We start from the raw sequence: 20,508 nt of genomic DNA, 5'->3' as shown, positions 1-20,508 counted from the left end.
CCCGTGGCGCCCACGCGCGCTCCAGGCGGCGCCGTCAGCCGGGCCGGCAGTATCGAAGGTCGTGCCGCCGGACGGGCGGTGCACAGCACGCGCAGTCACCCTGGGTGGCAAGGCCCGCGAGGAGCCGCATGCGTGAACCTCTCCGGAGTCCCAGCATGACTTCGGCCAGGAATCCCCCGCCTTCAGGGCGCGGGAGGACGTCAGCCGCGGAGCTGGCGCAGGACGTACTGCAGGATGCCGCCGTGGCGGTAGTACTGCACCTCGTTGGGGGTGTCGATGCGGACCAGGGCGGTGAAGCGCCTGTCGCCGTCGACGGTGACCGCGACCTCGCGGGGGAAGCCGTCGCTGCCGGCGCCCTCCAGACCCTCGACGTCGAAGGTCTCGTTGCCGGTGAGGCCGAGAGAGGCGGCCGACTCGCCCTCGGGGTACTGCAGCGGCAGCACGCCCATGCCGACCAGGTTGGAGCGGTGGATCCGCTCGTAGCTCTCGGCCAGCACCGCCCGCACCCCGAGCAGCCGCGGCCCCTTGGCCGCCCAGTCCCGGCTCGACCCCGAGCCGTACTCCTTGCCGGCCAGGACCACCAGGGGCACGCCCTCGGCCTGGTAGCGCATGGCCGCCTCGTAGATGGTGGTCTGCTCCCCTGAGGGCAGGTGCACGGTGACGCCGCCCTCGGTGCCCGGGGCGAGCTGGTTGCGCAGCCGGATGTTGGCGAAGGTGCCCCGGATCATCACCTCGTGGTTGCCCCGGCGCGCGCCGTAGGAGTTGAAGTCCTTGGGCTCGACCCCCTTCTCGACCAGGTAGCGCCCGGCCGGGCTGTCGCGCTTGATGACCCCGGCCGGGGAAATGTGGTCGGTGGTCACGCTGTCGCCGAGCTTGGCGAGCACGCGGGCGCCGTGGATGTCGGTGACCGGCCCCGGCTGCGACGGCATGCCGTCGAAGTACGGCGGCCGGCGCACGTAGGTCGACGCCTCGTCCCAGGCGAAGGTGTCGCCGGTCGGGATCTCGAGAGAGTTCCAGCGCTCGTCGCCCGCGAACACCTCGGCGTAGCTCTTGCGGAACATGTCCGACTGGATCGAGGAGCCGACCAGCTCGCTCACTTCCGCGCCCGACGGCCAGATGTCGCGCAGGTAGACCGGCTCGCCGCCGGTCCCGGTGCCCAGCGGCTCCTCGAACAGGTTGACGTCCATCGACCCGGCCAGGGCGTAGGCGACCACCAGCGGCGGCGAGGCCAAATAGTTCATGCGGCAGTCGGGATTGATGCGGCCCTCGAAGTTGCGGTTGCCGGAGAGCACCGAGGCGACAGCCAGGTTGCCACGCTCGACCGCGGCCGAGATCTCCGGGCGGAGCGGGCCCGAGTTGCCGATGCAGGTGGTGCAGCCGTAGCCGACCAGGTGGAAGCCGAGCTGCTCCAGGTAGGGGATGAGGCCGGCCCGCTGGTAGTAGTCCATGACCACCTTGGAGCCGGGGGCGAGCGAGGTCTTGACCCACGGCTTGGACGCCAGACCCCGCTCGACCGCGTTGCGGGCCAGCAGGCCGGCGGCGAGCATGACCGACGGGTTGGAGGTGTTGGTGCAGCTGGTGATCGCGGCGATCACCACCTGGCCGTGGTCCAGGGTGAAGTCGGCCCCCTCGACGCTCACCGCGGCGCGCGGCCGGTCGCCGGCGTCGCCCACCTGGCCGCCCCACGGCGGCGGGTTGCGGTCGGGCTCGACGGTGGTGCCGGCCATCCAGGCGGGCGGGTCGCTGGCCGGGAACGTCTCCGCCACCGACTCGTCGGCGCCGTCCAGGTTGCCGTTGGCCGCGCTCTCCCAGGCAGCCGGCGGCTGCAGCGCGGCTGGCGGGGCCGCCTGCTGGGCGGGCGTGGCCGCCTCTGGCGCGGCGGGCGTGGCCGCCTCTGGCGCGGCGGGCGTGGCCGCCTGCGGCGCGCTCGGGCCCCCGGCCCGCACGGGCACGTCCGGTGGGGCCGGGGTGGCGGCGGGCGTGCCGGTCCTTCCCTTGGCTCCCTGGGCCAGCATCTCCTTGAGCGCGACCCGGAACGACCGCTTGGCGTCGGCCAGCGAGACCCGGTCCTGGGGGCGGCGTGGCCCGGCCAGGCTGGGCACGACCGTGCTCAGGTCCAGCTCGACCGTTTCGGAGTAGACCGGGTCGCGCTCGGGGTCGTGCCACAGGCCCTGCTCCTTGGCGTACGCCTCGACCAGCCCGATCAGCTCGGGTGGGCGGCCGGTGAACTCCAGGTAGCGCAGGGTCTCGTCGTCGATCGGGAAGATCGCGCAGGTCGACCCGTACTCGGGCGACATGTTGCCGATCGTGGCCCGGTTGGCCAGGGGCACGTTGCCGACCCCGGGCCCGTAGAACTCCACGAACTTGCCGACCACGCCCTGCTTGCGGAGCAGCTCGGTGACCGTGAGCACGAGGTCGGTGGCGGTCGACCCCTCCGGCAGCTCGCCGGCGAGCCTGAACCCGACGACCTTGGGCATCAGCATCGAGATCGGCTGGCCGAGCATGGCCGCCTCGGCCTCGATCCCGCCCACGCCCCAGCCGAGCACGCCCAGACCGTTGACCATCGGGGTGTGGGAGTCGGTGCCGACCAGGGTGTCGGGGTAGGCCTGGCCACGGTCGCCCACGAACACCACCCGGGCCAGGTACTCGAGGTTGACCTGGTGGACGATGCCGGTGTCGGGCGGCACGACCTTGAAGTCGGCGAACGCCTGCTGGCCCCAGCGCAGGAACGCGTAGCGCTCCCGGTTGCGCTCGAACTCGAGCTCGGCGTTGCGGACGAAGGCGTCCGGTCGCCCGGCCACGTCGGCGACGACCGAGTGGTCGATGACCAGCTCGGCCGGGGCCAGCGGGTTGATCCTGGCCCGGTTGCCGCCCAGCCCGGCCATGGCGTCGCGCATGGCGGCCAGGTCGACCACGGCGGGCACGCCGGTGAAGTCCTGCATCAGCACCCGGGCCGGGGCGAACGCGATCTCCCGGTCATTGGAAGTCATCGGGTCCCAGCGCGCGAACGCCTCGATGTCCTCGGCGGTGACGGCGCTGCCGTCCTCGTTGCGGAGCAGGTTCTCGAGCAGGATCTTCAGCGAGAACGGCAGCCGCCCCACGTCGGCCACCGACGACAGCGCGTCGAGGCGGAAGATCTCGTGGGACCGGCCCCCGGCCTCCAGGCCGGCACTGGCTCCGAAGCTGTTCCCTGCCATGTCATGACCTCCTGATCGCGGCCCGCACACCTGCCAGTACCCTGCCGGCGGCGCCGCACGCCCGTCGACCGGGGGAATCTCGGCTCCCTCGTACCTGAGAGCGTACCGATCCCGGCCCGTGGTGGCGGCGTCAGCCCCAGGTGGCGCGCTCGCTGTAGATGTCGGTCTGCTCGGTCTCGGCGAGCCGGACGTGGTGGCGGTGCACCAGCCCGACTACTCCCAGTCCGGGTCCTAGTCCGAGTCCGGGTCCTAGTCCGGCCCCAAGTCCTGAGGCGAGCACCGCCCGGTTGAGCTCGCGGGTCGACAGGACGCGCTCGGTCACCCCAGGCCGCCCGCGGCACTCACCCGGTCAGCTTGGCGACGTCGGCCTGCTTGGAGCGGACCGCCTCGGCCGCCTCGCGCAGCTCGGCAAGCTCGGAGTCGGTGAGGGGCAGCTCCACCACCTCGCGCACGCCGCCCCGGCCCAGCCGGGCCGGGACCCCCAGGTAGACGTCGGCGATGCCGTACTGGCCGCTGACCCAGGCGCACACCGGCATGACCGCCCTCGAGTCGGTCAGCACCGCCTCCACCATCCGCGCGGCCGCACTCGACGGCGCGTAGTAGGCCGAGCCCGACTTGAGCAGGGCGACCACCTCGGCGCCGCCGTCGCGGGTCCGCTGCACCAGCCGCTCGATGGTGTCGGCGTCGGCCAGGTCGGTGAGGGGCTTGCCGTCGACCCTGACCATGCTCGGCATCGGCACCATGGTGTCGCCGTGGGACCCGAGGGTCATCGCCTCGACCTTGTCCGGGCTGGTGCCGAACTCCTCGGCCAGGAAGTACTTGAACCGGGCGGTGTCGAGCATGCCGGCCTGGCCCATGACCCGCTCGGGGGGGAAGCCCGACACCTCGGCGGCGAGCGCGGTCATCTCGTCCAGCGGGTTGGACACCACGATCAGGACCGCGTCCGGGGAGGCGTCGACCACCTTGCGGGTCACCTCGCCGACGATCCTGGCGTTGGTCTCCAGCAGGTCCATGCGGCTCATGCCGGGCTTGCGGGGCAGCCCGGCGGTGATCACGGCCACGTCGGACCCGGCGGTCTCCTCGTAGCCGTTGGTGCCGACCACGCGGGTCTGGAAGCCCTCGAGCGGGCGGGACTGGTTCATGTCCAGCGCGAGGCCCTGGGGCAGCCCCTCGACGATGTCGGTCATGACGACCTCGTCGGCCAGGTCCTTCTCGGCGATGCGCTGGACGGTGGTGGAGCCGTACTTGCCGGCCCCGACGACGGTGACCTTCATGACGACCTCCCCTTGCCGGGCTCAGCCCTGGACGCGGCCGGACGTGGTGCCCTGGGCGCCCTGCTCCAGCTTGGCGATCACCGCGTCGGCGACGTCGCTGGTGCCGACCGCGCTGGGGTCGTCGCGGTTGGGCTTCATGTCGTAGGTGACGCTCTTACCCTCCTCGATCACCGCGGCCAGCGCGCCCTCGAGCCGGTCGGCCGCCTCGGCCTCGCCGAGGTGCCGCAGCATGAGCATCCCCGACAGCATCATCGCCATCGGGTTGACCTTGTTCTGCCCCTTGTACTTGGGGGCCGACCCGTGGGTGGCCTCGAACACCGCCACCTCGTCGCCCATGTTCGCCCCGGGCGCCACCCCGAGCCCGCCGACCAGGCCGGCCGACAGGTCGGAGAGGATGTCGCCGTACAGGTTGGGCAGGAGCAGCACGTCGAAGTTCTCCGGCTTCTGCACCAGCTGCATGCACATGTTGTCGACCAGGTACTCGTCGTACTCGATGTCGGGGTACTCCTTGGCCACCTCCCGGCTTACCGCGTAGAACAGCCCGTCGGTGTGCTTCATGATGTTGGCCTTGGTCACCGCGGTGACCTTCTTGCGACCGTAGGCGCGGGCGTGCTCGAACGCGTAGCGCGCGATCCGCCGCGTGCCCGTGATCGAGATCGGCTTGATCGAGATGCCCGAGTCGTCACGGATCTGCTTGGGCTGCACGCTGTTCAGGAACTCGATGACCCGCTTGGCCTCGTCGGTGCCCTGCTCGAACTCGATCCCGGCGTAGAGGTCCTCGTGGTTCTCCCGGACGATCACCAGGTCGACGTCGTCGTACCTGCTGCGGACACCCGGGTAGTACTTGCACGGCCGCAGGCACGCGTACAGGTCGAGCTCCTTGCGCAGGGCCACGTTGACGCTGCGGAAGCCGGTCCCGATCGGGGTCGTCAGGGGCCCCTTGATGGCGACCTTGTTGGTCCGGATCGAGTCGAGGACCGGGTCGGGCAGGGGCGTGCCGTACCTGTCGATCACGTCGGCGCCGGCCTCCTGGAGGTCCCACTCGAACTGCACCCCGGTGCCCTCGAGCACGCGGCGGGTCGCCTCCGACAGCTCGGGGCCTACTCCGTCACCGGGGATGAACGTGACACGGTGGGCCATGGAAGGCTCCTCTCAGCTCAGGTTCCTCTCAAGCTCAACGAGGGCGTGGTTTCGGTCGAACAAGCCGATGGACGGGTCGCGTTCATCCGCCCTGTCAAGATATCTCGGCTTCGATCCTGGGAACGAAACTCACCGGGCCCCGCTCCCGGCCGGTACGCCAGTGATGTGCGGGAACGGGCAGGTTGCCTACGATAAGAGCGGCAGCCCACCCCTGGTGAGACCTGGAGGCAGCGCAATGGCTGGTAGCGGCAAGGGTAAGGGACTCGAGGGCGTGGTCGCCGCCGAGACCAAGATCTCCGACGTCGACGGGCAGAAGGGGAGGCTCTACTACGCCGGGTACGACATCGGCGAGCTGGCCGAGCACGCCACGTTCGAGGAGATCGTCTACCTCCTCCACCACCTGGAGCTGCCGACCCGGGCGCAGCTCGAGGAGACCACCGCGACCCTGCGCGCCGAGAGCACCTTGGACGACGCCCTCGTCCAGCTCGTCACCTCGATCGCCGGCCAGACCGGCCCGATGACCGCGCTCCGGACGGCGGTGTCGGCCGCAGCGGTCCACGACCTCGACGGTGACGACGACTCGCAAGAGGCCAACCTGCGCAAGGCCTACCGGCTGATCGCCAAGACCCCGCAGATCGTCGCCACCTACCAGCGCCAGCGCAGCGGCTCGGACCCGGTCGAGCCCCGCGACGACCTGTCGATCGCTGGCAGCTTCCTCTACGCGCTGACCGGGAAGGAGCCTGACCCGGCCGTCACCCGCGACTTCGACGTGGTCCTGGTCCTGTATGCCGACCACACCTTGAACGCGTCCACGTTCGCCGGCCGGGTCGCCGCGGCCACCCTGGCCGACATGTACGCGGGCGCGACCGCGGCCGTCGCCACCCTGCAGGGCCCGCTCCACGGCGGCGCCATCGAGCAGGTCCGCTACATGCTCGACGACATCGGCACCCCCGAGCGGGCCGCCGACTGGGTCAGGCAGCGGTTGGCGCAGAAGCAGAAGATCATGGGCTTCGGCCACCGCGTCTACAAGACCTGGGACCCGCGCGCGACCGTGCTCCGGGAGATGGGCGAGCGGCTCGGCAAGCAGCTCGGCGACACCCGTTGGTACGAGACCTCGGCCCGGGTCCAGGAGACGGTCATGGAGGAGAAGGGCCTGTACCCGAACGTGGACTTCTACACCGCAAGCGTGTACTCGGCCCTCGGCATCCCGCCCGACCTCTACACGACCCTGTTCGCCACCTCCCGGATGGCCGGCTGGACCGCCCACATCCGCGAGCAGTACGCCGACAACCGGCTGATCCGGCCCGACTCCACCTACATCGGCCCCCCACCCCGCAGCTACCGGCCCCTCGACGCCCGGGGCTGACGAGCCCGCCTGCAGCGAGAGGCCCGCCGGCCTGCAGCGGGAGAGGCCCGCCGGGCCGCTCAGTGCGGTTGGACCGGCGGGTGGCTCAGGTCGTGCCGCCAGCGGCGCGCACCGTGTTGGCCAGGAGCATCGCCACCGTCATCGGCCCCACCCCGCCCGGGACCGGAGTGAGCGCACCGGCGACCTCGGCCACCTCGGGGGCCACGTCGCCGACCAGGGCGCCGTCCACCCGGTGGTTGCCGACGTCGACCACGGTCGCGCCCGGCCGCACCATGTCCGGCCCGATCATGGCCGGCCGCCCGGCCGCCGCGACCAGCACGTCGGCCTCGCGGGTGAAGCTCGACAACCCGCGGGTCCCGGTGTGGCAGATGGTCACGGTCGCGTTCGCCCCGGCCGCCTTGGCCGACAGCAGCACCGCCAGCGGCCGCCCGACGAGCAGCCCGCGCCCCACGATGACCACGTGGCTGCCCTCCACCGGCACCCGCTCCCGGCGGAGCAGCTCCACGATGCCGGCCGGGGTGCAGGGGGCGAAAGCCGGGTCGCCCCGGAGCAGGCGTCCCTCGTTCCAGGGATGCAGGCCGTCCACGTCCTTGGCCGGGTCGATCGCCTCCTGCACCGCCACCGGGTCGAGACCGTCGGGCAGGGGGAGCTGCACGATGATCCCGTGCACGGCCGGGTCGGCGTTCAGCTCGGCCACCGCGTCCAGCACCTGCGCCTGGCTCGAGTCGGCCGGCAGCGAGACCCGGCGCGAGTCGATGCCGACGTTGGCCGCCGCCCGCTGCTTGGCCCCCACGTAGATGTGGGACGCCTCGTCGTCGCCGACCAGCACCGCGGCCAGCCCTGGACGGCGCCCTGCGGCCGCGAGCCGTTCGATCTCCGGGGCCAGCTCGGCCCGGATCTGGGCCGCTGCCGCCCTGCCGTCGAGGATCCTTGCGGGCATCTTGTCTCCTTGCTCCCTCCAACCGGCGTACCCGGCAACGCTACCGCGGCTGCAATGGCTACGGCCGCGGTGACCAGGACGAGCACGCCGAGCGCGACATCGACCAGGCCGGCGTGTGTTCCAGGTCCTGGCCCGCAACTCAGTGGCGGAAGTGGCGGCGGCCCGTGAGCACGAGGGTGAGGCCGGCGCGGTCGGCGGCGGCGGTCACCTCGGCGTCGCGGACGCTGCCGCCGGGATGGGCCACGGCCCGGACCCCGGCGGCGGCCAGCTCCTCCACGCCGTCGGGGAACGGGAAGAACGCGTCGCTTCCGGCCACCGCGCCGACGGCCCGGGCGCCGGCCTTGGCGACCGCGACCCGGACCGAGTCGACCCGGCTCATCTGGCCGGCGCCGACGCCGACCACCCGTCCGTGGTTGACGAGCACGACCGCGTTGGACTTCACGTGCCTGGCCACCGTCCAGGCCAGGGCCAGCTCGTCCAGGGTGGCCGGCGCGGGCGGAGCGCCGGCCGCGACCGTCCAGGCGGCCGGGTCGTCGGCCGCGAGGTCGGCCTCCTGCACGAGCAGGCCACCGGCCACCGACCGCACGGCCAGGGACCGGGCCCCGCCCGCTCCGGGCAGGCTGGCCAGGTCCACCTCGAGGAGCCGGAGTGACGGCTTGCCGGCCAGCACCTGCCTGGCCGGGGCGTCGAACCCGGGGGCGAGCACCAGCTCGGTGAACACCCCGGCCAGGCGCTGCGCGGTGGCCTCGTCGAGTGCTCGGGACAGGCCCACGACGCCGCCGAAGGCGCTCACCGGGTCGCCTTCCAGGGCGGCGGCGTAGGCGGCGTCCAGGGTCTCACCGGGTGCGGCGCCGCACGGGTTGGTGTGCTTGACGACCACCGCGAACGGACGGTCGGCGTACTCGGCGACCAGGCCGAGGGCCGCGTCGGCATCCAGCAGGTTGTTGTAGGACAGCTCCTTGCCGGCGCCAGCCGCGGGGCCGGGGTGGGGCCCTGCGGGGCGGCCCGGCCGGGCGTGACGGCGGGACCCGGACCGCCGAGGGCGTAGAAAGCGGCTGCCTGGTGGGGGTTCTCGCCGTAGCGGAGGGTCTGCACGAGCCGGGCGGTGAGGGGCAGCGTCGCCGGGAACGCCTGGTCGCGGGTGAACCAGGCCGCCACCGCGCCGTCGTAGGCGGCGGTCCGGGCGAACGCCCGCGCAGCCAGCGCGCGGCGCTCGGCCAGCGTGGTCCCGCCTGCGGCCAGCGCGGCCTCGACCAGGCCGTAGTCGGCCGGGTCGCAGACGACCGCGACCGACGCGAAGTTCTTGGCCGCCGCCCGCACCATGGCCGAGCCGCCGACGTCGATCCGCTCGACGGCCAGGTCCTCGCCGGCCCGGGGGTCAGCCACCGTCTCCTCGAAGGGGTAGAGGTTGCAGACCACCAGGTCGAACGGGGCGACCCCGGCCGCCTGGAGCTGGGCGGCGTGCTCGGGGCGGCGCCGGTCGGCGAGCAGGCCGGCGTGCACCTTGGGATGCAGGGTCTTGACCCGGCCGTCGAGCAGTTCCGGGAAGCCGGTGACCGTCTCGACCCGGGTGACGGTCAGGCCGTGCCCTTCGAGGGCCTGGGCGGTGGAGCCGGTCGACACCACCTCGACGCCGGCCGCCCGCAGGGCCGCAGCGAGCCGCTCGAGGCCGGCCTTGTCGAACACCGAGACGAGGGCGCGGTGGATGGGTTGGCGGTCGGTCACGGCGTTCCTCCGTCGATGGGCTCGCGGTCGGGCGCCCGCCCGCGGCGTCCGCTGCCGGCAGGGCCGGCAGCAGTGCCCGGACCGGCAGCAGTGCCCGGACCGGCAGCAGTGCCCGGACCGGCAGCGGGGCCCGGAATCGCGGCGGGCTCGGGGCCGCCGGCCAGCAGCCGGGCGCGCCTGCCGTCCAGGCGCACCCGGCCGTGCGCGACCAGCCGGACCGCGGCGGGCAGGAGCCGGTGCTCCTCTTGCTTGATGCGGTCGTGCAGGCTCGCCTCGTCGTCGCCGTCCTCGACCGCGACCGGCGCCTGCATGAGCACCGGGCCATGGTCGACCTCCTCGTCGACGAGGTGGACGGTGCAGCCCGTCACCCGAACGCCGTAGGCCAGGGCGTCACGGACGGCGTGAACGCCCCGGAAGGCGGGCAGCAGGCTCGGGTGGGTGTTGACGATGCGGTCGGGGAAGCTGCGGACGAACCGGGGGCCGAGGATCCGCATGAACCCGGCCAGGCAGACGACATCGGGCCGGGCCGCGGCGACCACGCCGGTCAGGGCCTCGTCGAACGCGGCCCGGTCGGGGAAGTCGACGGGTCGGACCACCGCGGTCTCGACGCCGGCCGCCCGGGCCCGCTCGAGGCCGTACGCGCCCGGCCGGTCGCTTGCCACGAGCACCACCTCGGCCCCGTAGGACGGGTCGGCGGCTGCGTCCATGAGCGACTGGAGATTCGAGCCGTGGCCGGACACCAGCACGACCATCCGCCTGACGTCTGCCATGTTGCCCCCGGCCTGGTCGATCTGGTGGTCGGGCGTCCCGGTCACGGACCCGACCGGAAACGGATGCTGCCACCCGGCTCCCCGGCCGGCAACCCCGTGGCCTGGAACGGGAGGGCGGAACCCCCCCCCCGGCCGGGATCCCCAGGCCGGGATCCCCGAGGTCGCGGTTCCCGAGGCTGGGATCCCCCAGGCAGCGATCCCCCGAGGCAGCGATCCCCCGAGGCCGGGACGCTGCCACGGGCACGACGCTCGCCGACCAGGCGGCCGAGCGGCTACAGCGGGACGAACGCGTTCCGAAGGAGTACAAGGATTGCTGCGCCCATGCGCATATGGTTCACTGCGCCGACCCGCACGGAATCGACGCGGTGAGCATGGCCTGCGTTGCCCTGGAGCAGGACGGACATGTCGAACACGGAGACGCCCGCACGAGCTGCCCGACTCACCCGGCCATCCGTCGCCTGCCTCCTGGCATGGCGCCCGACCTCGACGCCCGAGCGCCTGGCGCTGACCGGCCTGGTGGCGGCTGGTGCCTCGTTCGTCTACCCGGCCGCCAGCCACGCCACCGGGCTGACGGCGCCCTGCCTGCTGCGGCTGACCACCGGCATCCCCTGCCCGATGTGCGGGATGACCACGGCGGCCACCTCGCTGGCAGCCGGCCACCTGCAGGCCGCGCTCGCCGCCAACCCGTTCGTGCTCCTGCTCGCCGGGATGACCCTGGTCATGACGGTGCTCATGGCGGCAAGGGCGGCCGGCCTGGCCCCCGAGGCCACCACGTGGCCGCCCGCCCGCCAGCGCCACGTCCGGCTCGTGGTCGGGGTGCTCGCGGTAGGGAGCTGGCTGTTCCAGCTGCACCGGTTCGGTCGGATATGACGCATCGCCACGATGTTCGCCCGGCGCTGGACCGGTCGAGCCGCCCGTACGACAAGGAGGACCTATGAACGAGGGAACCCCACCTCGGGACCTGCCCGACGAGCCACGCCGGGACCCCGAGGACCAGGGCGCACCGGTGAACCCTCCCCAGCCGGACTACCCGCCGGCCGGGACACCCCCGGCGGGCCAGGGCGGGTGGTCGTCCCCGCCGTCCCCGCCACCCCCGCCCGGCGACTGGGGCCAGCAGCAGGGCTACGGGTCGCCGCCCCCACCCCCGTCCGGGTCGGCCGGCTGGCAGGGCCAGCCGGGGCAGGCCTGGGAACAGCAGCCGCCGGGCGGCTACCCGCCCGCGGGCCCGCCACCCGGGTACCAGTCCCAGCAGAGTGGCGGGCTGGCCGAGAACGTGGCATCCGGCCTGTCCTATGTGCTGACCTTCATCACGGGGCTGATCTTCTTCTTCACCGACAAGCGCCCGGAGGTCCGCTTCCACGCCATGCAGGCGATCCTGTTCGGGGCGGTCTGGATCGCCGTCAGCATCCTCAACAGCATCATCACCGGGACCGTGCTCGACCTGTTGCTGTTCCTGCTGTCGCTCGCGTTCTTCGTGGTGTGGATCGTGCTGATGATCCAGGGCTTCTCGGGCCGGCACTTCAAGCTTCCCGTGCTCGGCGACATCGCCGAGCAGCAGGCCAAGCCGGTGTGAGCACGGGGCCGCGGGCGCAGACGCGCTCGGCCCACGAGCACGTAAGGGGAACCGACTCGATGTCCCAAGGATATCCGCCACCGGAGCCGGGCCGGCCCGGCTCCGGTCAGCCTGGACACCCGCCGGTTCCCGGGTACCCGTCCGTCCCGCCCGGCTACGGCCAGCCCGGCTACGCGCCCCTCGAGGGACCCGGGACCTACATGGGGCGGCAGCTGGCCAACTGGCCCCAGCGGGTCGGCGCCTACCTCATCGACCAGATGGTGACCTTCGTGCCTGTCATCGTCGCCGGCGTCCTGGCCAGCGCGGCTGGCCAGGGGGACAGCAGCACGGGGGGCGGCATCATCCTCATGGGCTACCTGGCCGCTTTCGTCCTGTACGTGGCCAACCGGCTGCTCACCCAGGGCCGGACCGGGCAGAGCTGGGGCAAGCGGGTCTTCAACCTGAAGCTGGTCCGCATGGCGGACGGGCTGCCGGTGGGGGCGGTCATGGCCTTCGTGCGTGACCTGCTCCACACCCTGGACGGGATCTGCCTGATCGGCTACCTGTTCCCGCTCTGGGACGCGCGCAGGCAGACCTTTGCCGACAAGATCGTGAACACGGTGGTGCTCGCCGGCAGATAGCCGAGCACCCCTGGAAGGGAAGGAGTCAAATGACACAGGGGTACGGACCGAACGAGCCCGAGCAGCCAGGCTCGAGCCAGCCGCCGCAGTACGACCGGCCGCCGCAGTACGGCCAGCCGCCGGCCTACGAGCAGCCGGCGCAGCCGGGCTACGGGGGGACATCCCCATACCCGTCGGCGCCGGCCGGCGCCGGCTACGGACAGCCCGGCTACACCACCGACCAGCCAGGCTTCTACATGGGACGGCCGCTGGCAAGCTGGATCCAGCGTGTCGGCGCCTACCTGATCGACGGGCTCATCCAGGCCATCCCGGCCATCATCCTGGTGACGCCGTACAACCTGTCGGCCACCGACGGCAGCCCGTCGGTCGGGCTGGGGATCCTGGCGGCGCTCGGCTGGCTGCTCAGCCTCGGCATCTGGATCTACAACCGCTGGATCATGCAGGGCCAGACGGGGCAGAGCTGGGGCAAGAAGGCCCTCAACCTGCGGCTGGTGCGCATGTCGGACGGGCAGCCGATCGGGCCCCTGATGGCGTTCGTGCGCGACATCTGCCACTTCCTGGACGGGATCTGCCTCGTCGGCTACATCTACGCGGCGTTCGACGCGCGCAGGCAGACCTTTGCCGACAAGATCCTCAGCACGGTGGTGCTGGCCGAGCAGCGCTGACCTACGTCGGGGCGGGGCGGGGCAGGCCGGCCCGCCCCGCGCGCTGGCGGCTGCTGCGGCAGCCGCCAGCGCATCAACGGGAAGTTGTGTGGCGGCTGGCCGGAGGCGCCCCCCAACTCGACGACGCTTCCAAGGCCGAGCTCGACGCCACCATGCGACGCTTCTCCCCGGACGTCCCACTGACCTGGATGATCGGCCTGGGCGCCGACGCGGTCGCCGCCGAGCTGGCCGCGGCCGCCGACACCGCCGGTTGACACCGGCCTCCGGGCGTCCAGTTGACACCGCCCTCCGGGCGTCCAGTTGACACCGCCCTCCGGGCGTCCACAGGACGGGCCGGGCGGGTCTCCTGTTGTCCGGGGCGGGCCGTATGCTGCCGCCTGATGGGGTACTGGTGCCCGGAGGGGAGCGGCGGCATGGCCGGTGGGGTGAGCCAGGCGGGCTCGGCGACGTCCGAGGGCCGCCCCGACCGGGACGAGCTGCCAGAGGACGGCGCGCCGAGCTCGGCCCGGGCCGAGCTCGGCGCCACCCCCTGGGCGGTGGTCGACCTCGAGACGACCGGCACGCAGCCGTGGCCGCTGCACCGGGCCCTCGAGATCGGCATCGTGCGCCTGGCGCCCGACGGGTCGGTGGTCGAGGAGTACGAGACCCTCCTGGCCCCGGACCGGCCGGTCGAGGCCACCGAGATCCACGGCATCACCGACGGCATGGTCGCCGGCGCGCCAGCCTTCGCCGAGGTCGCCGGCGACGTGGCCGGGCTGCTGCAGGGCGCCGTCGTGGTCGCCCACAACGTCCTGTTCGACATCGGCTTCCTCCGGGGGGAGTTCCAGCTCGCCGGCCGCACGCTCCCACCTGTCGCGGCGCTGTGCACGGCGCAGCTCACCCGGCTGCTCCACCCCGAGGTGGAATGCCGGCTGGTGGACTGCTGCCAGACCTTCGGCATCGAGCACGCCGAGCCGCACTCGGCCCTGTCCGACGCGCGCGCCACCGCGCACCTGCTCCGCATCCACCTCGCCGAGGCCGCGGCCCGAGGCCTCGGCACCCTCGCCGACCTCGAGTGGCTCCCGGGGCCGCCGCTGCCCGCGGGCTGGGCCCCGTGGCCCCGCTGCGGCCGCACCCTGCGCCGCGCCGACACCCGCCGCCGGTCCGAGGCTGCCTCGCCGGCGGCCAACGGCGGCACTGGTGCCCGACCAGCCACCGACAGCCGTGGCCGTCCCGAGGCGACCACCCTGCCGGCGACCCGGACCGGGAACGGCGCCACGCCATCTGCCAACGGCCGCGTCCGGGCCCGCCCGGGCCCCGACCCGGCGGGCGGCGGCCCGGTCCCAACCGCCGGCGGCACAGGCCCGGTGGGCGGCCCGGCGCCCGCCCCGGCCCGGCGGTCCGGCCCGCCGGCGCGGCCGGTCGATCCGGCCACGCTCCCGGCGCGGGCCCAGGAGCTGCTCGCGGCGCTGGCCGGTCCGGGAGCGGTGCTCCGCCCCGACCAGCTCGCCGCCGTCGGCGCGCTCGTCGTGGACCGCCGGCGGGCGCTGGTCGTCCAGCGGACCGGCTGGGGCAAGTCGGCCGTGTACTTCCTGGCCACCCGCCTGCTGCGCGACGCCGGAGCCGGCCCCACGCTGCTCGTGTCGCCGCTGCTCGCGCTGATGCGCGACCAGATCGAGGCCGCGCGGCGCATCGGCATCCGCGCCGCCACGATCAACTCGACCAACCACGACGAGTGGTCGGAGGTGGAGCGGTCGCTGGCCGCGGGCGGGGTCGACCTGCTGCTGGTCTCGCCCGAACGGCTCAACAACCCCCAGTTCCGCACCGACGTGCTGCCCACCCTGTCGGCCGCGGCCGGGCTCCTGGTCATCGACGAGGCGCACTGCATCTCCGACTGGGGCCACGACTTCCGCCCCGACTACCGGCGCATCATCCGGGTGCTCGACGCCATCGGGCCGGACGTGCCGGTGCTGGCGACCACGGCCACCGCCAACCACCGGGTCATGGCCGACGTCGCCGACCAGCTCGGCGTCGCGCCAGTGACCCTGCGTGGGCCGCTCGACCGCGAGAGCCTGGTCCTGTCGGTCCTGCGGCTGCCGAGCCAGGCCGAGCGGCTGGCCTGGCTCGCCGAGCAGGTCCCCCGGCTGCCCGGCTCCGGCATCGTCTACTGCCTCACCGTGGCCGACACCGAGCGGGTCACCGCCTGGCTCCGGTCGCGGGGGGTCGACGCGCGCTCCTACAGCGGCAAGGCCGACCCCGAGGAGCGCGCCGCGGTCGAGGACGCCCTGCGGGCGGGCCAGGTCAAGGCGGTGGTGGCCACCTCCGCCCTTGGCATGGGCTTCGACAAGCCCGACCTGGCCTTCGTGGTCCACTTCCAGTCCCCCGACTCCCCCGTCACCTACTACCAGCAGGTCGGCCGGGCCGGCCGGGCCCTGCCGCGGGCCGAGGCGGTGCTGCTGTGCGGTGCGGAGGACCGCTCGATCTGGGACTGGTTCGCGACCACCGCGTTCCCGCCCCGCGACCTGGTGGCGAGGGTGCTGGGCACCCTGCAGCGGGCGTCCGGGCCGGTACCAGCGGCCGCGATCGAGGAGGCGGTGAACCTCGGCCGCGGCCGCATCGAGGCGATGCTCAAGGTCCTGGACGTGGAGGGGGCGGTGCGCCGCGAGCGCGGGGGCTGGACGCGCACCGGCGCTCCCTGGACCTACGACGAGGAGCGCCACGGCCGGGTCGCTGCCGCCCGCGAGGCCGAGCAGGCCGCGATGGTCGCCTACGCCACCACCGACGCCTGCCTCATGGCCTACCTGCGCCGCCAGCTCGACGACCCGGACCCGGCCGAGTGCGGCCGCTGCGCCAACTGCACCGGGCAGCGGCCCGCGGCCGAGGTCGACCCGGCGCTCGCTGCCGAGGCGAGCGCGTTCCTGCTCGGCCGGGACACCGTGGTCGAGCCCCGCCGGCTATGGCCGCGGGGCGTGGACGGCCTGGTCGGCACCATCCCGCCCGAGCTGCGGGTGGAGCCCGGGCGGGCGCTGGCCATGGCCGGGGCGGCCGACGCCGGCTGGGGGCGGGTCATCGCCGGGCTGCTGGCGACCGACGGGCCGGTGCCCGACGAGGTGGTACGGGCAGTGGTCCGGCTGCTCGCCCGCTGGGAGTGGGCGACCCGGCCGAGCTGGGTGACGTTCGTGCCTTCACGCTCCCACCCCCGGCTGGTGGAGAGCCTGGCCGCCCGCATCGCCGACCTCGGCCGGCTCCCGCTGCACCCGGTCCTCGAGCGGACCCGGGACGCCACCCCCCAGGCCTCCATGTCCAACAGCACCCACCAGTGCCGCAACGTGCACGGTGCGGTCGCGGTGGCCGCTGCCGACCTCGTGCCGCCCGGCGCCGTGCTGCTGGTCGACGACGTGGCCAGCTCCCGCTGGACCTTGACCACCGCCGGCGCCGCCCTGCGCCAGGCCGGCGCCGGCCCGGTCCTGCCCCTGGTGCTACTGCTGCGCTGACATCCTCTCGGAGGGCAAGCCATGCCCAAGGAGCCGCGTCCTCGACGGCACCCTGCACCACACCGCCGGACAGCAGCATCCGCCAGCAGGTCACCGGACGCGGGGCTGCGGGGTCGGTCTTGCCGGTATGTCTTCCGCCGGCTACGGGCTACGGGCGGCTCGTGCCGACCGTCGTGGAGGTCGGGCAGGGCGGCAGCGTCGTCGTGGTGGTGGTCGAGCCGGGCGGCAGCATGGTCGTGGTCGTCGTGGTGGTGGTCGAGCCCGGCGGCAGGCTCGTCGTGGTCGGCGGCGGTGCGCACGGCGCCGTCGTGGTCGGCGCCCGGGTGGTCGTCGTCGCTGGCGTCGTGGTCGAAGGCGGCGCGGTCGTGCCGGTGGTCCTCGGCGTCGTGGTCGACGGCGGCCCGGTGGTCGACGGCGGCCCGGTGGTCGCGGGCGGCCCGGTGGTCGCGGGCGGGACCGTGGTGGCCGGGCGTGTCGTCGTCGGTGCGAGCGTGGTGGCCGGGCCGGTGGTGGTGGAGGCCGGCGTGGTCGGCGCCGTGGTGGTCGACGCCGTGGTGGTCGACGCCGTGGTGGTCGGCGGCAGCGGGGGCAGGACCCCCGGCCCGCCGCTGATCCGCTGCGCGTAGAACGTGGCCCAGCCGAGCACGCTGTCCACGTAGGACCAGGAGTGGTTGTAGCCGTAGACGGCCTGGCGGAGCCGGGCCGGGTCGGACAGGTCGCCGGCGCCGCTCAGGCAGAGGTAGGCGGCCGCGCTGACCGCGGCGTCGAACAAGTTCCCGGGGTTGGCGACCTGGTCGCCGTTGCCGTCGCGCCCGAGCGACCGCCAGGTCGAGGGCAGGAACTGCATCGGGCCGACCGCGCGGTCCCATACCCGGTCGCCGTCCAGGCGGCCCCCGTCGGAGTCGGCGATCGCGGCGAAGCCGCCCCGGCCGTCCAGGGCGGGACCGAGGATCGGCGGGGTCACGTCGCCACCCTGGCTGAACCGCGCCGCCGCGCCGGCGTGGCGGCCGTGGTTGGACTCGATGCGACCGATCCCGGCCAGGACGCTCCACGACAGCCGGCAGCCCGGGTCGTAGCCCGAGGCCCAGGCCGCCGCGGTGCGGTAGGCGCGCAGGGTGAGCGGCGGGATGGTCTGGTCGGCCCCGGCGGGCACGACCCATGCTGCTGGCGTCGCCGCCGTGACCCCGGACCCGCGGGCGACCCGCTCCGCGGCGGCCTGGTCGGCGGCCGCCCGGCCCGACGCCTCCCGCCCGCTCAGCCAGGCCCGGCGGTCGCGGGCCTCGTCCTCCGCGGCGCCGCCCTGGTCCCCGGCGAACGTGGCCACGGCGACCAGGGGAGCCGCGCTCCGGGCCGGGTCCGCGGCGGCGCCGGGCACGAACCCGGGCAGCACGGCCACGGATGCGAGGAGCACGAGCAGCCAGGCGCTCAGGGCCCGGACGAGAGGAACGAGGCGACGCGGTTGCGGTAGGCGCATAGGCGAGCTCGGCGCGGAGGCGGTCGGTACGGATCTGGCCCTTCCAGGTCTATCGTCCCACGGCGATCAACCCCCGTCAGCCCGGGCGCTGGCGCAGAACCGGTCAGAGTCCCCGGGTGCCGAGCAGCCTGACGGTGGTCAAGGGTGGCGGTCCGCTCAGCCCTTGACCTTCGTCACGGCCAGTCAGCCCTTGACCCTGGCCACGGCCAGCTCGGCGGCCTCGGTCGGGTTGCGGCCGACCTGGACGCCGGCGGCCTCCAGCGCCTCGGCCTTGGCCTTGGCGGTGCCGCTGGACCCGGAGATGATCGCGCCGGCGTGGCCCATGCGCTTGCCCGGGGGCGCCTCGAACCCGGCGATGTAGGCGACGACCGGCTTGGACATGCTGTCGGCCACGAACCGGGCCGCCTGCTCCTCCTCGTCGCCGCCGATCTCGCCGATCATCACCACCGCCTCGGTCTCCGGGTCGGCCTCGAAGCGGGCCAGCACGTCGATGAAGCTCGAGCCGACCACCGGGTCGCCGCCGATGCCGACCGCGGTGGTCTGCCCCACCCCGGCCTCGGCCATCTCGTACATGACCTGGTAGGTGAGCGTGCCCGAGCGGGAGACGAGCCCGACCGGGCCCGGGTGGGTGATCTCGCCCGGGATGATGCCGACGTTGGCCTTGCCGGGCGAGATCACCCCCGGGCAGTTCGGGCCGACCAGGGCGACGCCCTTGGCCCGGACGTAGTTGTAAGCGCGGGTCATGTCGAGGACCGGGATGTTCTCGGTGATGAGGACCACGGTGCCGACGCCGGCGTCGACCGCCTCGTAGAGGGCGTCGACCGCGAACCGGGCGGGCACGAAGATCAGCGAGGTGTTGGCGCCGGTCTCGGCCACCGCGGCGGCCACCGTGTTGAACACGGGGACGCCCTCGACGTCCTGGCCGGCCTTGCCCGGGGTGACGCCGGCGACCAGGTTGGTGCCGTACTCGCGGTTGCGCAGCGCGTGGAAGCGGCCCTCGCGCCCGGTCAGCCCCTGGACGACCAGGCGGGTGTCGGCGTCGACGAGGATGGCCATGGCTACGCACCTTCCTTGGCAGGGGGGCCGGCGAGCTCGACCGCCTTGGCGGCCGCCTCGAGCATGGTGGCGGCGGGCACGACCTTGTCCGAGGGGGACTCGGCGAGCAGCCGGCGGCCCTCCTCGGCGTTGGTGCCGTCCAGCCGGACGACGAGCGGCACCTTGACCTTGTCGCCGAGCCGGTCGAGCGCGTCGAGGATGCCCTGGGCGACCAGGTCGCCGCGGGTGATGCCGCCGAAGATGTTCACGAACACGCTGCGGACCTTGTCGTCGGACAGGATGACCTCGAGCCCGGCCGCCATGGTCTCGGCCGACGCGCCCCCGCCGACGTCGAGGAAGTTGGCGGCCTTGCCGCCCGCCTGCGCGACCACGTCGAGGGTGGACATGACCAGGCCGGCGCCGTTGCCGATGATGCCGACCCAGCCGTCCAGCTTGATGTAGTTGAGGCCCTTGTCCTTGGCCGCCTGCTCCTGCGGGTCGACCGCGAAGGTGTCGCGCATCTCCTCGAGCTCGGGGTGGCGGAACAGCGAGGAGTCGTCCAGCGACACCTTGCCGTCCAGGGCCTTGACCTGACCGTCGGTGGTGACCACGAGCGGGTTCACCTCGACCAGCATGGCGTCCTCGGCGGTGAGCACCTCGTACAGCCTGGTGACGATCGCGGCCGCGCCCTTGTGGGTCCCGGGCGGGAACCCTGCCCCGTAGAGGAGCTGGTTGACGTGGTAGGGGCGCAGCCCGATGAGCGGGTTGACGCCGACCTTGACGATCGCGCCGGGCTTGGTGGCGGCGACCTCCTCGATGTCCATCCCGCCCTCGGCCGAGGCCATCGCCAGGTAGCCCTTGCTGGCCCGGTCGTGCAGGACCGCCAGGTAGTACTCGTTGGCGATGTCGGACGCCTCCTCGACGAGCACCCGGCGGACGGTGTGGCCGCGGATGTCCATGCCGATGATGCGCTCGGCCTGGGCCCTGGCCTCGGCCGGGTCCTTGGCGAGCTGGATGCCGCCCGCCTTGCCGCGGCCGCCGATCTGGACCTGGGCCTTGACCACGACCGTCCCGCCCAGCTCGGCGGCTACCGCCTCGGCCTCCTCGGGCGACCAGGCGACCCCGCCCCTGGGGACGGCGACGCCGTGCTTGGCGAACAGCTCCTTCGCCTGATGCTCGAACAGGTCCATCGCAGCACTCCTCGTCTGCGGCCCGTCCGCGCAGCGCGGGCGAACAGGACCGCCGCAGCTCGGGGG

16 protein-coding genes and 1 pseudogene are annotated in these 20,508 nt (G+C 73.6%); 7 read left to right on the top strand and 10 right to left on the bottom strand.

The genetic code is table 11. The annotated features are described in order from the left end of the window. Nucleotides 1-200 precede the first annotated feature (200 nt). From VG276_14350 to VG276_14335, 4 genes are all read right to left on the bottom strand, one after another. The gene (locus VG276_14350) at nucleotides 201-3,197 is read right to left on the bottom strand and encodes an aconitate hydratase (protein ID HEV8650549.1); all 2,997 of its coding nucleotides are present in this window, start codon (nucleotides 3,195-3,197) and stop codon (nucleotides 201-203) included. Nucleotides 3,198-3,327: 130 nt separating this feature from the next. Then, complete coding sequence (locus VG276_14345; GenBank protein HEV8650548.1) at nucleotides 3,328-3,519, bottom strand: hypothetical protein; 192 nt, start codon at nucleotides 3,517-3,519, stop codon at nucleotides 3,328-3,330. 19 nt (nucleotides 3,520-3,538) lie between these two features. Then, on the bottom strand, nucleotides 3,539-4,471 hold the full coding sequence (mdh, locus tag VG276_14340) for a malate dehydrogenase (protein HEV8650547.1): 933 nt from the start codon (nucleotides 4,469-4,471) through the stop codon (nucleotides 3,539-3,541). Nucleotides 4,472-4,492: 21 nt separating this feature from the next. Next, nucleotides 4,493-5,611 carry an isocitrate/isopropylmalate dehydrogenase family protein gene (locus VG276_14335; protein HEV8650546.1) on the bottom strand — a complete coding sequence of 373 codons (1,119 nt, stop codon included), beginning with the start codon at nucleotides 5,609-5,611 and terminating at the stop codon, nucleotides 4,493-4,495. Between the two features lie 235 nt (nucleotides 5,612-5,846). Here VG276_14335 and VG276_14330 point away from each other — a divergent pair, with 235 nt between their 5' ends. Then, nucleotides 5,847-6,977 (top strand): citrate/2-methylcitrate synthase, encoded by a 1,131-nt coding sequence (locus VG276_14330; protein ID HEV8650545.1) that lies wholly within the window; start codon nucleotides 5,847-5,849, stop codon nucleotides 6,975-6,977. An 85-nt stretch (nucleotides 6,978-7,062) separates the two neighbouring features. On the opposite strand, the gene VG276_14325 is transcribed toward VG276_14330, so the two are convergent. The 3 genes and pseudogenes from VG276_14325 to purN all read right to left on the bottom strand — a co-directional run bounded on the left by VG276_14325 (nucleotide 7,063) and on the right by purN (nucleotide 10,457). After that, a complete protein-coding gene (locus VG276_14325) occupies nucleotides 7,063-7,917 on the bottom strand; it encodes a bifunctional 5,10-methylenetetrahydrofolate dehydrogenase/5,10-methenyltetrahydrofolate cyclohydrolase (protein ID HEV8650544.1) in 855 nt (284 codons plus the stop codon). A 139-nt stretch (nucleotides 7,918-8,056) separates the two neighbouring features. Further along, a pseudogene (gene purH / locus VG276_14320) lies at nucleotides 8,057-9,642 on the bottom strand (bifunctional phosphoribosylaminoimidazolecarboxamide formyltransferase/IMP cyclohydrolase). Continuing rightward, a complete protein-coding gene (gene purN, locus VG276_14315) occupies nucleotides 9,639-10,457 on the bottom strand; it encodes a phosphoribosylglycinamide formyltransferase (GenBank protein ID HEV8650543.1) in 819 nt (272 codons plus the stop codon). The pseudogene purH and the gene purN overlap by 4 nt, the downstream one beginning before the upstream one ends. Nucleotides 10,458-10,814: 357 nt before the next feature. On the opposite strand from purN, the gene VG276_14310 reads away from it, so the two are divergent. From VG276_14310 to VG276_14285, 6 genes are all read left to right on the top strand, one after another. Beyond that, complete coding sequence (locus VG276_14310; GenBank protein ID HEV8650542.1) at nucleotides 10,815-11,282, top strand: DUF2752 domain-containing protein; 468 nt, start codon at nucleotides 10,815-10,817, stop codon at nucleotides 11,280-11,282. Between the two features lie 64 nt (nucleotides 11,283-11,346). Beyond that, nucleotides 11,347-11,985, top strand: a complete 639-nt coding sequence (locus VG276_14305) for a hypothetical protein (protein ID HEV8650541.1) — start codon at nucleotides 11,347-11,349, stop codon at nucleotides 11,983-11,985. Between the two features lie 59 nt (nucleotides 11,986-12,044). Continuing rightward, nucleotides 12,045-12,605, top strand: a complete 561-nt coding sequence (locus VG276_14300; protein ID HEV8650540.1) for an RDD family protein — start codon at nucleotides 12,045-12,047, stop codon at nucleotides 12,603-12,605. A gap of 29 nt (nucleotides 12,606-12,634) precedes the next feature. Next, nucleotides 12,635-13,270, top strand: a complete 636-nt coding sequence (locus VG276_14295; GenBank protein HEV8650539.1) for an RDD family protein — start codon at nucleotides 12,635-12,637, stop codon at nucleotides 13,268-13,270. 86 nt (nucleotides 13,271-13,356) lie between these two features. Further along, entirely contained in the window at nucleotides 13,357-13,524 is a 168-nt protein-coding gene (locus tag VG276_14290; protein HEV8650538.1) for a hypothetical protein, read from the top strand. A gap of 159 nt (nucleotides 13,525-13,683) precedes the next feature. Beyond that, on the top strand, nucleotides 13,684-16,743 hold the full coding sequence (locus VG276_14285; GenBank protein ID HEV8650537.1) for a RecQ family ATP-dependent DNA helicase: 3,060 nt from the start codon (nucleotides 13,684-13,686) through the stop codon (nucleotides 16,741-16,743). A gap of 148 nt (nucleotides 16,744-16,891) precedes the next feature. On the opposite strand, the gene VG276_14280 is transcribed toward VG276_14285, so the two are convergent. From VG276_14280 to sucC, 3 genes are all read right to left on the bottom strand, one after another. Beyond that, complete coding sequence (locus VG276_14280) at nucleotides 16,892-18,154, bottom strand: lytic transglycosylase domain-containing protein (protein HEV8650536.1); 1,263 nt, start codon at nucleotides 18,152-18,154, stop codon at nucleotides 16,892-16,894. A gap of 246 nt (nucleotides 18,155-18,400) precedes the next feature. Next, nucleotides 18,401-19,273, bottom strand: a complete 873-nt coding sequence (sucD, locus tag VG276_14275) for a succinate--CoA ligase subunit alpha (GenBank protein HEV8650535.1) — start codon at nucleotides 19,271-19,273, stop codon at nucleotides 18,401-18,403. Nucleotides 19,274-19,275: 2 nt separating this feature from the next. Continuing rightward, nucleotides 19,276-20,442 (bottom strand): ADP-forming succinate--CoA ligase subunit beta, encoded by a 1,167-nt coding sequence (gene sucC, locus VG276_14270; protein HEV8650534.1) that lies wholly within the window; start codon nucleotides 20,440-20,442, stop codon nucleotides 19,276-19,278. Nucleotides 20,443-20,508 lie beyond the last annotated feature (66 nt).

The sequence above is a fragment of the Actinomycetes bacterium genome, assembly GCA_036000965.1.
Taxonomy (GTDB): Bacteria; Actinomycetota; CALGFH01; order CALGFH01; family CALGFH01; genus DASYUT01.
This window is presented reverse-complemented; position numbering and strand designations above follow the sequence as displayed.

Bases quoted from the DNA above. Each gene is read 5' to 3' on its own strand.
- VG276_14285 (HEV8650537.1), top strand. From the start codon at position 13,684: ATGGCCGGTGGGGTGAGCCAGGCGGGCTCGGCGACGTCCGAGGGCCGC.
- VG276_14310 (HEV8650542.1), top strand. From the start codon at position 10,815: ATGTCGAACACGGAGACGCCCGCACGAGCTGCCCGACTCACCCGGCCA.
- VG276_14335 (HEV8650546.1), bottom strand. From the start codon at position 5,611: ATGGCCCACCGTGTCACGTTCATCCCCGGTGACGGAGTAGGCCCCGAG.
- mdh (HEV8650547.1), bottom strand. From the start codon at position 4,471: ATGAAGGTCACCGTCGTCGGGGCCGGCAAGTACGGCTCCACCACCGTC.
- VG276_14300 (HEV8650540.1), top strand. From the start codon at position 12,045: ATGTCCCAAGGATATCCGCCACCGGAGCCGGGCCGGCCCGGCTCCGGT.
- sucC (HEV8650534.1), bottom strand. From the start codon at position 20,442: ATGGACCTGTTCGAGCATCAGGCGAAGGAGCTGTTCGCCAAGCACGGC.
- sucD (HEV8650535.1), bottom strand. From the start codon at position 19,273: ATGGCCATCCTCGTCGACGCCGACACCCGCCTGGTCGTCCAGGGGCTG.
- VG276_14330 (HEV8650545.1), top strand. From the start codon at position 5,847: ATGGCTGGTAGCGGCAAGGGTAAGGGACTCGAGGGCGTGGTCGCCGCC.
- VG276_14305 (HEV8650541.1), top strand. From the start codon at position 11,347: ATGAACGAGGGAACCCCACCTCGGGACCTGCCCGACGAGCCACGCCGG.
- VG276_14350 (HEV8650549.1), bottom strand. From the start codon at position 3,197: ATGGCAGGGAACAGCTTCGGAGCCAGTGCCGGCCTGGAGGCCGGGGGC.
- VG276_14295 (HEV8650539.1), top strand. From the start codon at position 12,635: ATGACACAGGGGTACGGACCGAACGAGCCCGAGCAGCCAGGCTCGAGC.
- VG276_14325 (HEV8650544.1), bottom strand. From the start codon at position 7,917: ATGCCCGCAAGGATCCTCGACGGCAGGGCGGCAGCGGCCCAGATCCGG.